This is a genomic window from Citrobacter sedlakii, from assembly GCF_018128425.1.
GTDB lineage: Bacteria > Pseudomonadota > Gammaproteobacteria > Enterobacterales > Enterobacteriaceae > Citrobacter_A > Citrobacter_A sedlakii.
This window is the reverse complement of sequence record NZ_CP071070.1, coordinates 2,290,393-2,309,168: the sequence shown is the minus strand read 5'-3', so window position 1 is coordinate 2,309,168 and position 18,776 is coordinate 2,290,393. Positions and strand designations below refer to the sequence as shown.

Below are 18,776 nucleotides of genomic sequence, written 5' to 3'. Positions count from 1 at the left end.
GAGGTTATTCAATGCAACTCAATACCATCGCCAGAGGCTTCATCCTCGCTGGGATGCTGATGTCATATTCCCTGCCCCTTCTGGCTGTCGAAGCGCCGAAAGACGCCACAGCCGCCACCCAACAGGCCAATAACGCGCTTTATAATCAACTGCCCTTCTCGGATAACACAGACTTTACCGATGCACATAAGGGCTTTATCGCCCCGATACCGCAGGAGGTAATCAAGGGTGAACAAGGCAATGTGATCTGGAACCCCCAACAGTACGCGTTTATTAAAGAAGGCGATAAAGCGCCGGATTCAGTCAACCCAAGCCTCTGGCGTCAGGCGCAACTGATTAACATTAGCGGCCTGTTTGAAGTGACTGACGGGGTGTATCAGATCCGCAACCTCGATCTGTCCAATATGACGATTATCGAAGGAAAAGAAGGTATTACCGTTGTTGACCCGCTGGTTTCAGCGGAAACGGCAAAGGTCGGCATGGATTTGTACTATAAAAATCGCGGGAACAAACCGGTTGTGGCCGTCATTTATACCCACAGCCACGTTGACCACTATGGCGGCGTGCGCGGCGTGGTGGATGAAGCGGATGTGAAGTCCGGCAAAGTGAAAATCTACGCGCCCGCAGGTTTTATGGAAGAAGCGGTGTCGGAAAATATCATGGCTGGTAATGTGATGAGCCGCCGGGCCAGTTATATGTACGGCAACCTGCTAAAGCCTGACGTCAAAGGCCAGGTAGGCGCGGGACTGGGCACCACGACGTCTGCCGGTACCGTCACGTTGATCGCCCCGACCCACTACATCACCAAAACAGGGCAAAAAGAGGTGATTGACGGCCTGACCTACGATTTCATGATGGCGCCAGGCTCTGAAGCCCCTTCCGAAATGTTGTGGTATATCGAAGAGAAGAAAATCATCGAGACCGCCGAGGATGTCACCCACACGCTGCATAACACGTATTCTTTGCGCGGCGCCAAAATTCGCCAGCCGTTGCCGTGGTCAAAATACATTAATGAAGCGCTCAATTTATGGGGTGATAAAGCCGAAATTATCCTCGCCCAGCATCACTGGCCGACATGGGGTAACGACAATGTCGTGAAGCTGCTGAAGAGCCAGCGCGACCTGTACCGCTATATCAACGACCAGACCCTGCGCATGGCGAATCAGGGGCTCACCCGCGACGAGATCGCCGCTAACTTTACACTGCCGCCGTCGCTTGCCAACACCTGGGCGAACCGCGGCTACTATGGTTCCGTCAGCCACGACGTCAAAGCCACTTATGTGCTCTATCTCGGCTGGTTTGATGGCAATCCGGCTACCCTTGACGAGCTGCCGCCGGAAGAAGCGGCGAAGAAATTTGTCGAATACATGGGCGGCGCGGATGCCATCCTGCAAAAAGCGAAGCAGGATTACGATCAGGGGAATTACCGTTGGGTTGCGCAAGTGGTAAGCAAAGTGGTCTTTGCCGATCCGAATAATCAGGCGGCAAGGAACCTGGAGGCGGACGCGCTCGAACAGTTGGGTTACCAGGCGGAATCGGGGCCGTGGCGTAACTTTTATCTGACTGGCGCACAGGAGTTGCGTAATGGCGTGCAAAAAATGCCTACGCCTAACACCGCCAGCCCGGATACCGTGCGGGCAATGACCCCGGAAATGTTCTTTGATTATCTCGCGGTTCACATCAACGGTGAAAAGGCGGCGGATGCGAAAGCAGTGCTTAATATTGACTTTGGGGAAGACGGCGGGAAATACAAAGTGGAGCTGGAAAACGGCGTCCTGAACCATACCGCAAACGTTGAAGATCCGCAGGCAGACGCGACGATTAACCTGTCGCGCGACGCACTGAATCGCATTGTGCTAAAAGAGGAAACGCTGAAAGAGGCCACGGACAAAGGTGACGTAAAAATCACCGGCAATGCGGAAAAACTCAACGAACTGCTCGGCTATATGGATAAGTTCGAATTCTGGTTCAATATTGTCACCCCGTAATCAGCGTATGCCCGGCTCACTGCCGGGCATCGCTTTCTCCGTTTCCGCACTTATACAATTTCATTGCGCTTAAGCACCTGACGTAACGTCGGTAACTGGCAAACCGCATCCGCTATCGCGCTGATATTGGGCGTGTTGTCCTGAAACCAGTCGTGTCCCGGTCCCCATGTGCGCATCACGCAGAGGTAGCAGTCCAGCAGGGTTAACTGCTCGCCAAACGCATACGGCTCAGCGCTGAGCTGGTCATTTAGCCACAGATAGAGCGATTTACGGTATTCGATAACGTTTTTTTTCAGCGCTTCTGGCGCTTGCGGCGACCAGCGTTCAGGGTAATCGGCAAAGGTATAGGTCGGATAGACGTTAGCGACCAGCCAGATCAGCAAACGTTGAAACTGCTGTCGTTCCGCACTGCCAACAGGGGGAGCCAGTTCGGGACGGCGGTCGAGGACCATAAGCGCGATGGCCGCCGTTTCGCTCATTACCTCGCCGTTTTCCAGCGTTAGCGTCGGCACCTGACACAGCGGATTCAGCTTTAACAGTAAATCGCGCTGCGGCCCGTCGCGGTCAAATCCGCTGACATCAACGAACTGATAGGGAATGTCCGCCAGCGTAAGCATCAGCTCACTGATCGCCGAACCCCAGCCCGGCGCGCCGTAGATCTTAATCATACTGCCTCCACCCGGTTAAAAGAGTAAGTGTAGAGTAACCTGGCAGATGCCGCCCGTAACCCGATCCGGCGCGTTGCAGGTGCGCATTGCTTATTTATTACGCACACTGACCATTCGTATTCGTATATTTTGCGCCGTTTATTATTTGCAGGTAGGATGCTTCGCCGGTGGTTTTATCCGTACACAGAATGACGGGAAAAATTAACCGCGTCGCGGCGGCTGTCGCGACAACAGTATTCTCACTTAGACAGGTAACAGGAAACGGAATGAATACACAAGACACCACGGCGTCGGCGCAGCACGCGGCGAAGCGACGCTGGTTGAATGCTCATGAGGAAGGCTATCACAAAGCAATGGGCAACCGTCAGGTTCAGATGATCGCCATTGGCGGCGCCATTGGCACCGGGTTATTTTTAGGCGCGGGCGCACGCCTGCAAATGGCCGGTCCGGCGCTGGCGCTGGTTTATCTCGTTTGCGGGATTTTCTCGTTCTTTATCCTTCGCGCGCTGGGCGAACTGGTTCTCCATCGCCCTTCCAGCGGCAGCTTTGTCTCTTATGCCCGCGAATTTCTCGGTGAAAAAGCCGCTTATGTGGCCGGGTGGATGTATTTCGTCAACTGGGCGATGACGGGAATTGTCGATATCACCGCCGTGGCCCTGTATATGCACTACTGGGGTGCGTTTGGCGACGTACCGCAATGGGTCTTTGCTCTCGGCGCGCTGGCCATCGTCGGCACCATGAACATGATTGGCGTAAAATGGTTTGCCGAAATGGAGTTCTGGTTCGCGCTGGTGAAAGTGCTGGCAATTGTGATCTTTCTGGTGGTGGGCACGGTCTTTCTGGGGTCCGGCAAACCGCTGGACGGCAACGCCACCGGTTTTCATTTGATCACCGATAACGGCGGATTCTTCCCTCACGGCCTGCTGCCCGCGCTGGTTCTGGTGCAGGGTGTCGTCTTTGCGTTTGCTTCTATCGAACTGGTCGGCACCGCCGCCGGTGAGTGTAAAGATCCGCAGACCATGGTGCCTAAAGCCATTAACAGCGTGATCTGGCGTATTGGCCTGTTCTACGTGGGTTCCGTGGTGCTGCTGGTTCTGCTGCTGCCGTGGAATGCCTACCAGGCCGGTCAAAGCCCGTTCGTCACGTTCTTCTCAAAACTTGGCGTGCCCTATATTGGCAGCATCATGAACATTGTGGTGTTGACCGCCGCACTCTCCAGTCTGAACTCCGGCCTGTACTGCACCGGACGGATTCTGCGCTCAATGGCGATGGGCGGCTCCGCCCCGAAATTTATGAGTAAGATGAGCCGCCAGCATGTGCCCTGGGCGGGCATTATGGCGACGCTGGCGGTGTATGTTGTGGGCGTCTTCCTCAACTATCTGGTGCCTTCCCAGGTTTTTGAGATCGTCCTCAACTTCGCCTCGCTGGGCATTATTGCGTCGTGGGGATTCATTGTGGTGTGCCAGTTGCGCCTGCGCAAGGCAATCAAAGAGGGCAAAGCCGCCGATGTCAGCTTCAAGCTGCCGGGCGCGCCGTTCACCTCCTGGCTGACGCTGCTTTTCCTGTTAAGCGTACTGGTGCTGATGGCGTTTGACTATCCGAACGGCACCTATACCATCGCTTCCCTGCCGCTGATCGCCATTCTGCTGGTTGCTGGTTGGTTTGGCGTTCGTAAACGCGTTGCGGAAATCCATCGCACTGCGCCATAAAAAATGACAAAGGCCTGACCGACGACGCCGATCAGGCCTGCTTTTCAACGGCGTCGACTAATCCGCTTCGATAAGCTGCGCCACGTCATTCCTGTTGATTTCCCGTGCATTCCCGTCCTGATCGGTATAGCGGGTCATTCCCGTCTCTTTATCAAGCTGCGGTTTTCCCTGCGTGACGATGGTTTGCCCGCTTTTGGTAGTCATAACGTAATTCGTGGAGCAACCTGCCAGCGCGAACAGCATCACGCCAGCGCAAAGGCAGAACAGTGGCTTTTTCATAGCATTCCCAAGTGATTCATTTAACCGAAGCGGGACAGTGTAATTCCCTGGGCTTATTCAGGCTATCAGCGGGATGTAACGAGGCGTATCGGCGGGTATGGGAACGTGAATGGAGGGGTTTCCCCCTCCTGCGGGTTTACAGCGCAATACGAATCACGTCGTCTGGCTGCGTGGCTTCTTTTTCGCGTGTCGACTTCTGCTTCACACTCACGTACAGGGTCTTGCCGTCTGCCGACAGCGCCAGACTGTTCGGGAAGGTCGGCGTATCGAAGGTTTTCACTACCTTGTAGCTTTTCGCGTCAATCACGCTCACTTTACCGGCCTGGCGGTGGGTGACGTAGGCTTCATTACGCGCCGGGTTAAACAGCACGGCCAGCGATTCCGGCGCAGCGACTTTCGCCAGAACGTTGCCGTTGCGGGTATCAACAACCAGCACTTCCGCCGCTTTCGAGTCGGTAATAAACGCGCGGTGACCGGCGGTGTCCAGGCTCAGATTAATAAAGAAGTGCTCTTTACCGTCATCAAGCAGTTTCTTACGGCTGATGATGTTGTTCGTGGCGGTATCGATGGTGATCAGCTCGCCATCCGCATTGGTGGTGTAAAGACGCTTCGCGCCGCTGTCGATAGCCAGACCCGTGCTCATTTTACCGGTGTTTTCAATGGTCGCTTTCAGGGCGATCTTTTCGCCGTCCACCACCCAAATCGCACTCTCTTTGCCAATCCCGCTGATATACACCGTATTCGTTGCTTCATCGGCAACCAGCTCACGCGGCTGCAGCGGACGGACATCTTCGGAGCGTTTGCGGGCGTCCAGCACCAGTCGTCCTTTCACTTCGCTGGTCTTCGCATCGATGGCAGTGACCGCGCTATTCACCGTGTTACCAAACCACAGCGTCTGGGTCGCGTTATTAATGGTGGCGCCAAACGGTTTGAGATCGTTGTGAATGATCTGCGTCACGTCCAGCGTGACCGGATCGAGACGATAAACAATACCGCCTTTATCCAGCTTGCGACTTTGCGAGGTGGCGAGCCACAGCGCGTTTTCCTGTTGGCTGTAGGCCACTTCGTAAGCGCCCTTGCCCACGCCTTTACGCAGCATCTCTTCTGCCGCCTGAGTGCCGAACGATGAGGCAACCAGCAGTGAACCTAACAGTAAAGCACCACGCAGGCGCGGGGAAAACTGATGACGAAAATGCATGACGACTCCCTTTGATATATCGCTATTTTGCTGCTTCACATCGCTTCGCTGAGCAAGATCATGGTTTTGCTCTCTTTTATAAATGGGAATGGTAATCATTATTTGTCAGAAAGTGGAGCACTTCTTCGCATCCTGTCTACAATCTTCTTAATTTCTCCATTAATTCTTAACGCATTGTGCCGTTAAAATTTTCAAAATTTTACAAACGAATTAACATGTAACTTACATACCTATGGGTACGTTCACTTTAACTGGCCTTTTTTCATGAAGATTATTTCCATACGATATACCGCAGTTCCCGCTCTGCTCTTTCCACTCGTGTTCTCTCCGCTGGCCGCAGCGGACAGCGAAGCCGATGAACAAACGCTGATCGTCAGCGCCTCACCCCAGGCCGTTTCTGAACTGGATACCCCCGCCGCCGTCAGCGTGGTCGAGGGCGAAGATATGCGCCGGGCGGCGCCGCGCATCAATCTTTCCGAATCCCTGACCCGCGTGCCGGGCCTGCAGGTGCAGAACCGACAAAACTATGCTCAGGACCTTCAGCTTTCTATCCGTGGCTTTGGGTCGCGTTCAACTTATGGCGTGCGCGGCATTCGATTGTATGTTGACGGCATCCCGGCAACGATGCCGGACGGCCAGGGGCAGACGTCAAATATCGATCTCAGCAGCGTGCAAAACGTTGAAGTACTGCGCGGTCCCTTCTCCGCGCTTTACGGCAATGCTTCCGGCGGGGTCATGAACGTGACGACACAAACCGGACAACAGCCGCCGACCATCGAGGCAAGCAGCTATTATGGAAGTTACGGCAGTTGGCGCTACGGGTTAAAAGCGACCGGCGCGTTGGGTGACGGCACCCAGGCTGGCGATGTGGACTACACGGTGTCGACGACCCGTTTTACTACCCACGGCTACCGCGATCGTAGCGGCGCGCAAAAGAATCTCGCCAATGCGAAACTGGGCGTGCGTCTCGACGAGGCAAGCAAGCTGAGTCTGATTTTTAACAGCGTCGATATTAAAGCTGACGATCCCGGCGGCCTGACCGAAGCCGAATGGCGCGATAACCCGCAACAGTCGCCGCGCGCGGAGCAGTATCACACGCGTAAAACCATCAAGCAGACGCAGGCCGGACTGCGCTATGAACGTCAGCTTAGCGCCCAGGACGACATGAGCGTGATGATGTATGCCGGGCAGCGTGAAACCACCCAGTATCAGTCGATCCCGATGGCCCCTCAGCTCAGACCGTCCCATGCGGGCGGCGTTATCTCGCTGCAGCGTCATTACCAGGGCATCGACAGCCGCTGGACGCACCGTGGGGAACTGATTGTGCCCATGACGTTTACTGCCGGACTGAACTACGAAAATATGAGTGAGAACCGTAAGGGCTACACAAATTACCGTCTCACTGACGGCGTACCGGAGTACGGCCAAAAAGGCGAGCGCCGCCGGGACGAGCGCAACCTGATGTGGAACGTCGACCCCTATCTGCAGACGCAGTGGCAACTGACCGACAAACTCTCCCTTGATGCAGGCGTGCGCTACAGTTCGGTCTGGTTCGACTCTAACGATCACTACGTGACGCCGGGCAACGGCGACGACAGCGGCGATGCCAGCTATCATAAATGGTTGCCAGCCGGATCGCTGAAGTATGCCGTGACGGACGCCTGGAACCTCTATCTGGCAGCGGGCCGTGGTTTTGAAACGCCGACCATAAACGAGCTTTCCTACCGTGCGGATGGGCAAAGCGGGATGAATTTCGATCTTAAACCTTCCACTAACGATACGATAGAAATTGGCAGCAAAACCCGTATCGGCAACGGACTGCTGACGGCGGCGCTGTTCCAGACCGACACGGACGACGAACTGGTGGTGGATTCCAGCAGCGGCGGTCGGACAACGTATAAGAATGCGGGCAAGACCCGGCGTCAGGGGGTAGAACTGGGGTGGGATCAGCGTTTTGGCGAAAACTGGCGCGTCAACGCCTCCTGGACCTGGCTGGACGCCACCTACCGTAGCAACGTCTGCAACGACCAGAACTGCAACGGTAACAGGATGCCGGGGATCGCCCGCAACATGGGTTTTGCGTCCCTGGGTTATGTGCCGGATGAAGGATGGTATGCCGGGGCTGATGCCCGCTACATGGGGGATATTATGGCTGACGATGAAAACACCGCCAAAGCGCCCTCTTATACTGTCGTAGGGCTGAATACCGGATATAAAATCAACTACAGTAATCTGACGGTGGATGTGTTCGGGCGCGTCGACAACCTCTTTGACAAAGCGTATGTTGGCTCGGTCATTGTGAATGAATCGAACGGCAGATACTACGAACCTGCTCCGGGGCGAAATTTCGGCGTGGGTGTTAACCTCGCATGGCGTTTTGAATAACCTGCGTAATAAGGGTAGTCATAGCGGGGAGATTCCCCGCTAAATTTAAGCAGTACTTAATTAAGGTATTGTCGTTTAACGATGGCGACATTTTTATTGATGATGTCGATTAAACAGTCGCGGCTGGCCTCTTTATTTCCTTGGGCAATAACCTTAAATAATTGATGGTAATGATCGACACTGTGTGGATACGCGCCCTCTTTTTCCAGATCATAGAGAAAATGCAGGCTTGGCCCCATTTGTACCCACAGCTGTTCGATCATTTCGCACAGCGTCGGCATGTTGGCGAAGTGATAAATTTTGAAGCGTAACGCCCGGTTTGCCCGCAGTCGCTCGGCTACCGAGCCTCTTTCATGCGCCTGCTGATACGTCGCAAGCAGCGCCTCCAGGAGTTCCATCCGTTCCGGCGTAATCCGCCCCGTGGCTTCCATAACCGCCATCCCTTCCAGTTCACAGCGAATACGGATGATTTCCGCGAATCGCGCCATATTGATTTCCGGCACCATGAAGGCTTGCGCGGGCGCAATGGTTAACGCGCTGGCAGACACCAGACGTAACAGCGCCTCACGCACCGGCGTGATACTGATCCCCAACTCCTCAGCAATATTTTTGGTAATTAATCTGGCGCCAGGCTTCAGCTCGCCCAGACTTAATCGATCTTTTAATCCTCTTTCAACGTGTGTTGTCAGACTGATGTGCTGCGACTTTTCCGTACCAGGCATTCTATTTCTTCACCTCATCATATAGCCAATCGCAATTAAACCTGAAAGATTTAATTGTTTAAGATTTCGCCTGGTGAAAAAATAAAACGACAACCGTGATCATTTACCCGCGTTATTTTAACGGCCCTGGCAATTTAATTTGCCTTGCACGCGGTGATTTAATTAAAGCCGGAAATTTAAAAACTGCCCATTTTTTTATGGCGGCCAGGGCCGCCATGTTTGTCAGTCATCTTCCGCGACGCGAATCACGACTTTGCCAAAGTTTTTACCACTCAACAGACCGATGAAGACCTCTGGGGCGTTTTCCAGTCCTTCCGTCACCTGTTCACGGTAATGAATCTTACCTTCTTTAACCCAACGTCCCATCTGCTGTTGGAACTCATGAATACGGTGACCATAATCCTGCGCAATGATAAAACCCTGCAGACGAATGCGTTTCTTCAGTATCGTCGCCATCAGCAGCGGCAGTCTGTCCGGACCGGCGGGGAGTTCTGTCGCGTTATAGCCGCTGACCAGACCGCAAAGCGGGATCCGCGCGCAGGTATTCAACAACGGAAGTACAGCGTCGAAGACTTTACCGCCGACGTTTTCATAATAGACATCAATCCCCTGTGGACAGGCATTTGCCAGTTGCTCTGCAAAGTCATCCGCATGGTGGTCCAGACAAACGTCAAAACCCAGCACTTCAGTGGCATGACGACATTTTTCCGCGCCGCCGGCAACGCCGACCACACGGCAGCCTTTGATCTTGCCAATCTGCCCCACCGTCGCCCCGACTGGACCGGTTGCGGCGGCAACCACCAGCGTTTCACCCTCTTTCGGCTGACCTATATCCAGCAAGCCCATGTAAGCGGTAAAACCGGGCATCCCCAATACGCCGAGCGCCCAGGATGGCTGTTCAGGATCGTTGCCGAGCTTTACCAGCCCCGCGCCGTCGGAAATATCATAATCCTGCCAGCCGCTGTAGCTCAGTACCCATTCACCAGGCTTGTAGTCTGGATGGTTTGACGACACGACGCGGCTCACCGTTCCGCCGACCATGACCTCACCCAGCGCGACCGGCGGCGCGTACGACGGTTCGTCGCTCATTCGTCCGCGCATATACGGATCGAGGGAAAGGTAAACCGTGCGCAACAAAACCTGGCCTTCTCCCGGGGTGGCGACCTCATCCTCTTCAAGACGGAAATTGTCCGCCACGGGCGCGCCATGGGGTCGGGAGGCTAAAACCCAGCGACGATTACGGTGTTCTTGTTGACCCATGATGTTCTCCTCAGCGTTTGGCATGAATCCATCAATAGTAGCAGGCCGCGCCTGTCTTTAACGTCCCGCGAGGTTTAAACGCACAACGAGGTAAACGCAGGTTTGCGCTGTTTCATTGATAAAACGGCAATCATTGGGCGGCCCCAGCTCAAGACAATCGCCCGCTTTCATCTCGTGGCGGGTTTCACCCTCAACGAACACCAGTTCCCCGTGCTGAAGCCAGATCAACTGCCGCGCCTGTACATAGGCTGAGGCGGGCATCGGGATATCACTTCCTGCGGGAAGCTCAATTTGCACCAGATCGAGAGGCAAGTCGCTGTGTGGCGAAACGTGGCGGCGCAAATACTGGCTCTGCGGATCGTGCCAGACGGGTTGATCCTCCGCACGCAGCAGTTTGCCTTCCTGCATTTCGGCGCGCGCAATCAGCGTTGACATACTGATGCCAAAGGCGCCGGAAAGCCTGCCGAGCAGCGTCGCCGTCGGGCTGCTTTCCGCACGTTCGATTTTATGGATCATCGCCCGTGAAACGCCCGCGCGTTCAGCCAGTTCAGTCAGCGACCAGCCGCGGGATTCTCGCTCAATGCGAATTCTTGCACTGATGCGTTGATTTATGCTGTCTTCAATAGTATTCATATCGTAATACTATAGTGAACATTTCCTGAGGTTCAAGATGCTTATTCGATTCGCGAGCAAAGAGGATTGCGGGGATATCGCAGCGATCTACAACCACGCCGTATTACACACGGCGGCGATCTGGAACGATCAAACCGTAGACGCCGATAACCGCATGGCCTGGTTCGAAGCGCGTCAGTTGCTGGGGTATCCGGTGCTGGTAGCTGAAGAGAACGGTAAGGTGACGGGGTATGCCTCCTTTGGCGACTGGCGCAACTTTGACGGATTTCGCCACACGGTGGAACATTCGGTGTACGTTCACCCGGATCATCAGGGGAAAGGAGTGGGACGCCAGCTATTGAGCCGCTTGATTGAGGAAGCGCGCGCCTGCGGCAAGCACGTGATGGTCGCGGGCATCGAGTCGCAAAATCAGGCTTCGCTGCATCTTCATAGCACGCTCGGGTTCAAAATCACCGCGCAAATGCCGCAGGTAGGGACCAAATTTGGCCGCTGGCTGGATCTGACATTCATGCAGCTTCAGCTTGACGATCGTCTGCAACCGGACGCGCGCGGATGAACACATCGCTGACGCTCGCCTTTCTGATCGCCGCGGGTATCGGCCTGGTGGTGCAGAACACCCTGATGGTGCGCATCACCCAGACCTCTTCCACTATTTTGATCGCCATGCTGCTGAATTCGCTGGTCGGCATCGTGCTGTTTGTCATTCTATTGTGGTTTAGACAGGGTATGGCGGGATTTGGCGAACTGGCCTCCAGCGTTCGCTGGTGGACGTTAATTCCTGGCCTGCTGGGTTCGTTTTTCGTGTTTGCCAGCATCAGCGGCTATCAGCATGTGGGGGCGGCGACCACGATTGCCGTGCTGGTCGCCAGTCAGCTTATCGGCGGACTGGCGCTGGACCTCCTGCGCAGCCACGGGGTACCGCTGAGGGCGCTGATTGGTCCGGTTTGTGGCGCGGTGATGCTGGTGGTGGGCGCATGGCTGGTGGCAAGACGTTCGTTTTAACGACCGCCCTGCCGCCATCTGGCCCATCACAGGATCGTGCCGCCTTTTGTCAACTGCTCGCGGCGCGCTTCGGCGTCTTCTTTATGCTGCCGGCCATGATGCGCGATGGCGGTTCTCAACCGTTGCTGCTGGGTGTAACGATCTTCGCGGCTTAATTCGCCATCGTCGCTCAGGGCGATCAACAGCGTGTTCATCTGGGCAATAACGCTTTCCGCAATCGCGGCATCAACGCGGGCGCTAACCTCATCCAGGTGCGACATAGCTTCTCCTTTTCAACAGACTGATGAAACCTTCATCATACGCTGAAATCCGTTCGCTTGCGGCATTTAATCCGTAATGCATATCCGCCAGTTTCCCTTAAGTCTTTTTCACAACGTCAACCCCTCTATGGCGGGATAATTCGCCCCTTTATGCCTTTCTTCCACCGTTTGCTCGCGTTATGTCGCCGTAAAGTAGATGCGTGAAAAAGTCTTAAGGACCCTAACGTGGCAAAAACTCTCTTGCGCAGCGGCAATCTTGATGACTATCAGGCCGTCGGCGGTGGCGGCCAGGCCGTCTTTGATTCAGCGCTGCAAATTCGTGAAACACTCCGGCTGCGAAAGCAACTGGCGATGGTCGATTGTCTCGCCATTCCGCAAATTAACGACAGCGGTGACCGGGTGGACTGGTATTCTCCTGTAGAAGGCCAGGCCGTTGCGTGGAAAGCGGCTGACGTTGATGCGCGCCGTCGCGCCCTCCGCACGCTTTCCGCGACGCTGGACAGCGCCGCCGCCCTGAGCCGCAAGAGCCTGCAATCCGGAAAAACGGCGTTACAGCTTTTCGGCTCCTTGCTCGAAAAAGCCGTACAATTTCCCGGTGAAAACCACGTCTTCCTGGTGGATGGGAAACCGGTTATCACCTTCTGGGGGTTTATCAACCTTAACGAAAACGTGCGTGACGATGTGCTGGCATGCCTGTATCTCGAAGATTCGCCCGAAGCGGACATTCACGCTGACCCCGTCCCTGCAGAAGAAACCGCGCCAGAGAACGCTTTTCCCCAGGCGGATGAACCGCTACTGTCAGTCCCCGTCGTGCCGGTAACTCCGCCCGTCTCTGAAACCATCAGCCCGCCAGTCGCGCCGTCCATCGTGGCGGAGGAAAAAGCGTCCGCGAAACCGGCGCGCCGACTGCCGCTGTGGAGCGTGCCGGTTGCCGCCGTCACCATTGCCGCGCTTGCCGCGCCGCTGCTCTGGCACGCGCAACCCCCCGCGGTCGCGACGGAAAGCGCCAGTGCGCCGCAACCCGCAATGCCTGCTCTGCCGGAACTGACCGCCACGCTACCGCTGCAGCAGGCGCACGTTATTCCGGAGGAGAAAAAGACCCCGCCCGCCGACGCGCCGGTGGTCATTGCTGCGATACCGAAAGACGCGCTGGTCATGGAGGCTAATCAGGTGAAGGCCGGTACGACCCGTTTTCTCAACGGTCGCTGGCGCGTAGTAATGGAGGTGAAAGACCCCGCGACCGGGAAAGCGCCCTCGTTGCGCTATCAGATCCAGAATAACAAAGGGACAGCGCGACTGGTGCATGGCGACAGCATTGTCTGTCGCGCCGAGCTTTTTTCCGGTCTGCATCAGAGCGGCGAGCTCATGATCAAAAGCCGTGGAAATGCGCGCTGCGCCGATGGCTCTCGCTATCCGATGCCGGAAATCACCTGTAAAGCCGGGACAAATGACGTCGCCGCCTGTACCGCCCGCTTCGACGGGCAAGCGGAGATCCCGTTGACGTTTAAAAAGATAGGTGCCTGATCTTATGCTGGTGAATTTGTGTGATTACAAACAGAGCGTCACGCTCATCGCAAACAGCGGCGTTCAGTTTCTTGACTTCGGCCTGACGCCGCAGGAGTCGGCACATCATGGCCGTTTTGTGCGGAAAACCGCTAACGGCCCGCTGCTGCGTCTGGACTACGATCTGGTAAACGGTCGCTACACGCTGCCGGCGCGTCCGGGAATGCAGCCAGAAGTGGTTAAACCCGAAAGCACACAGTCGCTACAGTATTCGCTTGCGGTACTGGACGGCGTCTGGCTACCGCTGCCGTTCCTGCGCTTTAACCCGCCGCGCACCTTTGTTGAAGGTCCGGATAACTGGGCGCGCGTGCAGGTTCGCAAACTCGCCTTACCTGACAGCGCAGGTCATACCCACCGCGTTACGCTCGCGCTCGACAGTCAGTTGAGCGACGCGACTCCCTCCGCGCTCGCCCCCAGTGAAAACGATGTTCTGAACGGTACCCGCTTTGCGCTGGCCTGGCGCGATGACGAAGTGGCTGATTTTCTCGATCAGACGTGGATTGATGGCTGGCTGCGCGAGGTGTTTTTGCATCATGTCAGCCAGGTGGAAAACCGTCCGGAACAGGCCATCAATCAGGCGCTGCGCAGTTTTGAATATCAGGCGCACTGGCTGAATCTGCTGGCGTTACTCGGCGAACAGCTAACGGTGCCAGAGGTCAGGCTGGTCACAGAGACGCTGAGCACTCCCGCGATTCCGGTCGATTTGATCCTTGACGTTGGCAATACCCACACCTGCGGCGTGTTGATTGAGGATCACGGCGATGCCAACGACGGACTGCGCCAGACGGCAGAACTGCAGGTGCGATCGCTGAGCGAGCCGCAGTTTTTGAACGATCCGCTGTTCACCAGTCGCCTTGAGTTCTCGGAAGCCCGCTTCGGCAAGCAGCATTTTTCCGTCGAAAGCGGACGCGAAGACGCGTTTATCTGGCCGTCGATTGTCAGGGTTGGCGACGAAGCGCGTAAACTGGCGATGCAACGAACCGGAACCGACGGCAATAGCGGTATTTCCAGTCCCCGCCGCTACCTGTGGGATGAAACGCCGGTACTGCACGACTGGCGCTTCAGCCAGATGAACAGCAAAACCCAGCGTGAACCCCTCGCGACCGCCTTTCCACTGATGAATCTGATGAATGACGACGGCCAGCCGCTGTACGCGCTGCCGCAGGATGAACGCCTGCCGGTATTCTCCCCGCAGTACAGCCGCAGCACCCTGATGACCCATATGCTCTGCGAGATCCTCGCCCAGGCGCTGGGGCAGATCAACAGTGTGGCGACCCGTCTGCGGCTGGGGTTTCCCGCATCGCCGCGCCAGTTGCGTACGCTGATCCTCACCCTGCCCTCGGCAATGCCAAAGCAGGAGCGGGAGATCTTCCGCCAGCGTATGTTTGAAGCCATTGCCCTTGTCTGGAAAGCCATGGGGTGGCATCCGCAGGACGACGACTTTAGCAGCCGTAAACAGCAGGAAAAAAGCCGGGTGCCAGTGCCTGAGATCCAGATGGAATGGGACGAAGCCAGCTGCGGGCAACTGGTGTGGCTATATAACGAAGCAATCTCCCATTACGCCGGACGTAGCGAAGCCTTTTTCCGCGCAATGGCGCGTCCGGACCGCCAGCCCGAGCCGGGCGAAAGCAAAGGCCGGGCGCTGCGCGTTGCCTCGATTGATATTGGCGGCGGCACCACTGACATGGCGATTGTTCACTATCAGTTGGACGACGGCGTCGGTACAAATGTTAAAATCACCCCGCGCCTGCTGTTTCGCGAAGGATTTAAGGTCGCAGGCGATGACATGCTTCTGGATGTCATTCAGAGATGCATCTTACCGGCGCTGCAAACCCGGCTGCAGCAGGCAGGCGTCACCGATGCCGCCGCCCTGCTCGCCACGCTGTTTGGCGATTCCGGGCGCATAGATACCCAGGCGGTGCTGCGCCAGCAAACGGCGCTTCAGCTGTTTATGCCGCTGGGGCACGCGGTGCTTTCCGCATGGGAAAAGTGCGACATCAACGATCCGCTGGCCGGGGTGCATGCCACCTTTGGCGAGCTGTTACCTCAGCGCCCAACCCGCAACGTCATGAACTACATTCAGCAGGCCGTCGACCATGCGCTGCCGCCCGGCACGCCAGCGTTCGATGTGCTTAGCGTGCCGTTACAGGTGCAGTTCAGCCAGCTGCAAGAGGCGATGCTGGCCGGGCAATTCACCCTTACCTCGCCGCTGCATGCGGTGTGCGAAGCCATTTCGCACTATTGCTGCGACGTGCTGCTGGTGACCGGCAGGCCCGCCTGTCTGCCTGCGGTGCAGGCGCTGATCCGCCATCTTCAACCTGTTCCGGTCAACCGGATAGTATGGATGGATAACTACCGGGTGCATGAATGGTATCCGTTCAACCAGCAGGGACGGATCGGCAACCCGAAATCCACTGCCGCCGTCGGTGCGATGTTGTGCAGTCTGGCGCTGGATCTGCGTCTGCCGCGCTTTAACTTTAAAGCAGCCGATATCGGCGCCTGGTCAACGGTACGCTATCTCGGCGTGCTGGATAACACCGTCAACATCCTGCGCGACGAAAATGTCTGGTATCGCGATATCGATCTGGATAAACCCGGCGAAAAGCTGGATACCCGCGTCCACTTTCCGTTGCGTGGTAACGTGACGCTCGGTTTCCGCCAACTGGCGAACAGCCGCTGGCCCGCAACGCCGCTCTATACGCTGAGCATCAACTCCACCGAACTGGCTAAAAATATTGCCGGTGACGGTGTGCTGAACGTGCGGCTTCAGTTGCGCGGCGGCAGCAAAGAAAACGGTCCCGAATCGTTTGTCCTCAGCGACGCCTGGTTACAGGACGGCACACCCGTTCCGGCGGATGCCCTGACCTTAAAATTAAATACCCTGGCTGACCGTCGACACAGCGGCAGTCATTACTGGATCGACAGCGGGAGCGTGTACCTGAAATGAGCAAAACGTTAACCCTTTCTCAGGCCGCTATTGCCTGGGTAGAGCGCACCCGCCGCTACGCCGTCACGCTGGATGCCGAAGCAGACGCGCTGTTGACGCAGCTTCACGCCGCGAACGCCAAGGAGATTGCGCTGGAGACCGCCCGACAGTCACGCGCCTGTATCGGGCTGTACGGTTATTCCCAGTCAGCGAAAGCCCATTTACTTTCCGCCCTGTGCAGCAGTGGAAACGGCAGGATGAATGTGGTGATGCCGGACCGCTATTTCGACTATTTCAGCCATATTAACCCCGGCCATGCCGCCGCCAACATGGCGCTACGCTTTACGCGGCAGGCCAGTTCGCCCGATGACGAGTGGCCGTTACGTCTGCGGCTGATCGCTGAAGCCGAACTGGTGCAAATCTTTATTACGATGGCCCACGCGCAGCCAGCATGCCGCCAGGCAGAAAAAGCGATGATTGAATCGCGTCTCGAAAAATGGCGGTCGCTGCGCCAGCGTCATCCCGTCCCCGGCGTTACGGCGGCGGAAGTCGCCATCGTCGCCCGCTTCTGTCGTCAGTGCCGACCGGCTTCTCAACAACAGATTGACGATGCGCTCTGGCATCAGTTCGCGCTTGTGCTTCCGTATGTGGATCTCACTACCCGCGCCAGCATCTGGTCGCTGCTGTGGGGCGAACAGCCTGAACTAACGCAGCAGTGGCTGGCGCTGGCGCATGTGCTGCAACAGACCGGTAACGCTGGCGAAGTTGCTGCGCCGCTCAGCCTGCTGGTCGATCAGTTTGGTTTACCGTCCGAGCGTTTTATCACCCAGGAAGCCCATGCCTCACCGGAAGCGCAAAATGACGTGGTGGTGCATCCCGTGGTGGAAGGCGCGCTGCTGGCGGCCGTGAGCCTGCCGCAAGATCCCCTTGCGCTGCTTACCCGCGAGCTGGTGCTGAGCGTGGAGGACGGCGTACTTGACGAGGTCGATCTGCTGGATATTCCGCTGGCGCCCGTCACCTCTCCACAGCCCTTATGGCAGGCTAAACTCGGCTGGCTGCTTGAGCACTATCGTCAGCAGCGACAGCCTGATGTGTTAGTCATCTGCAATGCCACCGCTAACCGCACGCAAACGCCCGCTACCGCCAGGCGGTTACTGAACTGGGTCCACGAAACCCAACCCTTGCGCGACACAGCGCTACCGGGGGTGGTATGGGCGATCACCCCGCAGGACGCGCGCTTTGTAAGCGGAGAGAATCTGGATGAAACCGTCCAGCAACTGATGGGCAATCCCGGTCAGCACTGGGGCACCCTTCAGGCGCTGGATAAAAACAGTCTGCAACGATTGATCGAATGGCTGTCCCACGCCACGTCGTTCCCCCAGCGGCAAGCACGAATTGAGGCGCTTCATGCCCGGCATCGGCAGTATCTGCGTGAACTGCTGTGCCTGCTGCCTGACAACCTGTCCAGCGCCGAGACGGTTGTCCGTGAACTACAGCAACAGGCAGCACATCACGGCGATCTGCTGGATGGCCTTGTTCCCGAGGTGCAACAGTTTGAGTGCCTGCTCCAGATACGCCAGCCGAGGGAAGAACAGGTTAGCGGGCTGTTCAACGACGCTGTCGATCTTTTTGCGGAGGTTCAGGACGCGCCTCAAACGGTTGAGGGTAATGATACCGGCGACCGGGCGCACAAATTGTGGATCAACCATCTTCGCCAGTGGAGCCGCGACGACAGCAATGCCACACGTTTAGGTCTGAAGCCCGCCACGCTCAGGCAGGTGGTCGCAATACTGATCGCCGCCAGCTACCGCTTGCAGCTTGCGCAGCAGTTACAGCAAATTGTGCAACAGGACGAGAACTGCGGCGCGCAGTTGCACGCCAACATCGCCAACTTTGTCGCCTGGCTCGGTTATGCCGACGTTGAGGAAAGCGAACGCCCTGCCAGTCGAATGGCCAAAGGCGAGACGATTTTCAGCGCGGCAAAACGTCCACCTATGGCACGCCTGACAGCGTTAAACGACCGGCCGGTACATGCCGCCAGCCGCTACGTCTATGACTGGCTGGTGGCGCTGTATACGCGCGCGCAGGAGAACAATGGATTCAGCCATCCACATGAAGTGACGCCAGAGGATAAAAACGCGCTGAACACGCTGTTGAATGGGGGACAATAACAGGCAGGAGGT

General features: G+C 56.6%; 15 protein-coding genes. 8 read left to right on the top strand and 7 right to left on the bottom strand.

From position 1 onward, the window contains the following. The first annotated feature begins 11 nt into the window (after window positions 1–11). A complete protein-coding gene (locus tag JY391_RS11025; RefSeq protein WP_211935733.1) occupies window positions 12–1,988 on the top strand; it encodes an alkyl/aryl-sulfatase in 1,977 nt (658 codons plus the stop codon). Window positions 1,989–2,038: 50 nt separating this feature from the next. On the opposite strand, the gene JY391_RS11020 is transcribed toward JY391_RS11025, so the two are convergent. Next, window positions 2,039–2,656, bottom strand: coding sequence for a glutathione S-transferase family protein (locus JY391_RS11020; protein ID WP_042283110.1), 618 nt, complete (start codon window positions 2,654–2,656; stop codon window positions 2,039–2,041). Window positions 2,657–2,922: 266 nt separating this feature from the next. On the opposite strand from JY391_RS11020, the gene ansP reads away from it, so the two are divergent. Continuing rightward, window positions 2,923–4,365, top strand: coding sequence for an L-asparagine permease (gene ansP, locus JY391_RS11015; protein WP_042283115.1), 1,443 nt, complete (start codon window positions 2,923–2,925; stop codon window positions 4,363–4,365). Between the two features lie 57 nt (window positions 4,366–4,422). Here the strand turns inward: ansP and JY391_RS11010 are convergent, their stop codons facing one another. Together JY391_RS11010 and yncE are read right to left on the bottom strand one after the other, a co-directional pair. Further along, window positions 4,423–4,644, bottom strand: coding sequence for a YgdI/YgdR family lipoprotein (locus tag JY391_RS11010; RefSeq protein ID WP_042283117.1), 222 nt, complete (start codon window positions 4,642–4,644; stop codon window positions 4,423–4,425). Between the two features lie 136 nt (window positions 4,645–4,780). Continuing rightward, a complete protein-coding gene (yncE, locus tag JY391_RS11005) occupies window positions 4,781–5,842 on the bottom strand; it encodes a 7-bladed beta-propeller protein YncE (RefSeq protein ID WP_211935732.1) in 1,062 nt (353 codons plus the stop codon). A gap of 264 nt (window positions 5,843–6,106) precedes the next feature. Between yncE and pqqU the strand changes: the two genes are divergently transcribed. Further along, entirely contained in the window at window positions 6,107–8,227 is a 2,121-nt protein-coding gene (gene pqqU / locus JY391_RS11000; RefSeq protein ID WP_211935731.1) for a TonB-dependent receptor PqqU, read from the top strand. A gap of 56 nt (window positions 8,228–8,283) precedes the next feature. Here pqqU and JY391_RS10995 read toward each other — a convergent pair whose 3' ends face one another. The 3 genes from JY391_RS10995 to JY391_RS10985 form a co-directional block, all read right to left on the bottom strand. Then, window positions 8,284–8,949, bottom strand: coding sequence for a GntR family transcriptional regulator (locus JY391_RS10995; RefSeq protein WP_042283124.1), 666 nt, complete (start codon window positions 8,947–8,949; stop codon window positions 8,284–8,286). A 222-nt stretch (window positions 8,950–9,171) separates the two neighbouring features. Further along, the gene (gene curA / locus JY391_RS10990; RefSeq protein ID WP_060571219.1) at window positions 9,172–10,209 is read right to left on the bottom strand and encodes an NADPH-dependent curcumin/dihydrocurcumin reductase; all 1,038 of its coding nucleotides are present in this window, start codon (window positions 10,207–10,209) and stop codon (window positions 9,172–9,174) included. Between the two features lie 57 nt (window positions 10,210–10,266). Then, window positions 10,267–10,842, bottom strand: coding sequence for a helix-turn-helix domain-containing protein (locus JY391_RS10985; RefSeq protein WP_211935730.1), 576 nt, complete (start codon window positions 10,840–10,842; stop codon window positions 10,267–10,269). Between the two features lie 37 nt (window positions 10,843–10,879). Here JY391_RS10985 and JY391_RS10980 point away from each other — a divergent pair, with 37 nt between their 5' ends. Further along, complete coding sequence (locus tag JY391_RS10980; protein WP_060571220.1) at window positions 10,880–11,398, top strand: GNAT family N-acetyltransferase; 519 nt, start codon at window positions 10,880–10,882, stop codon at window positions 11,396–11,398. Beyond that, entirely contained in the window at window positions 11,395–11,844 is a 450-nt protein-coding gene (locus tag JY391_RS10975) for a DMT family transporter (protein ID WP_211935729.1), read from the top strand. Before JY391_RS10980 ends, JY391_RS10975 begins: the two co-directional genes overlap by 4 nt. Before the next feature lie 26 nt (window positions 11,845–11,870). On the opposite strand, the gene JY391_RS10970 is transcribed toward JY391_RS10975, so the two are convergent. Beyond that, window positions 11,871–12,104 carry a YdcY family protein gene (locus tag JY391_RS10970; protein ID WP_060571221.1) on the bottom strand — a complete coding sequence of 78 codons (234 nt, stop codon included), beginning with the start codon at window positions 12,102–12,104 and terminating at the stop codon, window positions 11,871–11,873. 225 nt (window positions 12,105–12,329) lie between these two features. Here JY391_RS10970 and JY391_RS10965 point away from each other — a divergent pair, with 225 nt between their 5' ends. The 3 genes from JY391_RS10965 to JY391_RS10955 are packed head-to-tail and all read left to right on the top strand — an operon-like array spanning window position 12,330 to window position 18,764. After that, window positions 12,330–13,628, top strand: a complete 1,299-nt coding sequence (locus JY391_RS10965) for an SrfA family protein (protein ID WP_211935728.1) — start codon at window positions 12,330–12,332, stop codon at window positions 13,626–13,628. Window positions 13,629–13,632: 4 nt separating this feature from the next. Then, a complete protein-coding gene (locus JY391_RS10960) occupies window positions 13,633–16,614 on the top strand; it encodes a virulence factor SrfB (RefSeq protein WP_211935727.1) in 2,982 nt (993 codons plus the stop codon). Continuing rightward, entirely contained in the window at window positions 16,611–18,764 is a 2,154-nt protein-coding gene (locus tag JY391_RS10955) for a virulence factor SrfC family protein (protein WP_211935726.1), read from the top strand. Before JY391_RS10960 ends, JY391_RS10955 begins: the two co-directional genes overlap by 4 nt. The last annotated feature ends 12 nt before the right edge of the window (window positions 18,765–18,776 follow it).

Bases quoted from the DNA above. Each gene is read 5' to 3' on its own strand.
- JY391_RS11025 (WP_211935733.1), top strand. From the start codon at position 12: ATGCAACTCAATACCATCGCCAGAGGCTTCATCCTCGCTGGGATGCTG.
- JY391_RS11020 (WP_042283110.1), bottom strand. From the start codon at position 2,656: ATGATTAAGATCTACGGCGCGCCGGGCTGGGGTTCGGCGATCAGTGAG.
- ansP (WP_042283115.1), top strand. From the start codon at position 2,923: ATGAATACACAAGACACCACGGCGTCGGCGCAGCACGCGGCGAAGCGA.
- JY391_RS11010 (WP_042283117.1), bottom strand. From the start codon at position 4,644: ATGAAAAAGCCACTGTTCTGCCTTTGCGCTGGCGTGATGCTGTTCGCG.
- yncE (WP_211935732.1), bottom strand. From the start codon at position 5,842: ATGCATTTTCGTCATCAGTTTTCCCCGCGCCTGCGTGGTGCTTTACTG.
- pqqU (WP_211935731.1), top strand. From the start codon at position 6,107: ATGAAGATTATTTCCATACGATATACCGCAGTTCCCGCTCTGCTCTTT.
- JY391_RS10995 (WP_042283124.1), bottom strand. From the start codon at position 8,949: ATGCCTGGTACGGAAAAGTCGCAGCACATCAGTCTGACAACACACGTT.
- curA (WP_060571219.1), bottom strand. From the start codon at position 10,209: ATGGGTCAACAAGAACACCGTAATCGTCGCTGGGTTTTAGCCTCCCGA.
- JY391_RS10985 (WP_211935730.1), bottom strand. From the start codon at position 10,842: ATGAATACTATTGAAGACAGCATAAATCAACGCATCAGTGCAAGAATT.
- JY391_RS10980 (WP_060571220.1), top strand. From the start codon at position 10,880: ATGCTTATTCGATTCGCGAGCAAAGAGGATTGCGGGGATATCGCAGCG.
- JY391_RS10975 (WP_211935729.1), top strand. From the start codon at position 11,395: ATGAACACATCGCTGACGCTCGCCTTTCTGATCGCCGCGGGTATCGGC.
- JY391_RS10970 (WP_060571221.1), bottom strand. From the start codon at position 12,104: ATGTCGCACCTGGATGAGGTTAGCGCCCGCGTTGATGCCGCGATTGCG.
- JY391_RS10960 (WP_211935727.1), top strand. From the start codon at position 13,633: ATGCTGGTGAATTTGTGTGATTACAAACAGAGCGTCACGCTCATCGCA.
- JY391_RS10955 (WP_211935726.1), top strand. From the start codon at position 16,611: ATGAGCAAAACGTTAACCCTTTCTCAGGCCGCTATTGCCTGGGTAGAG.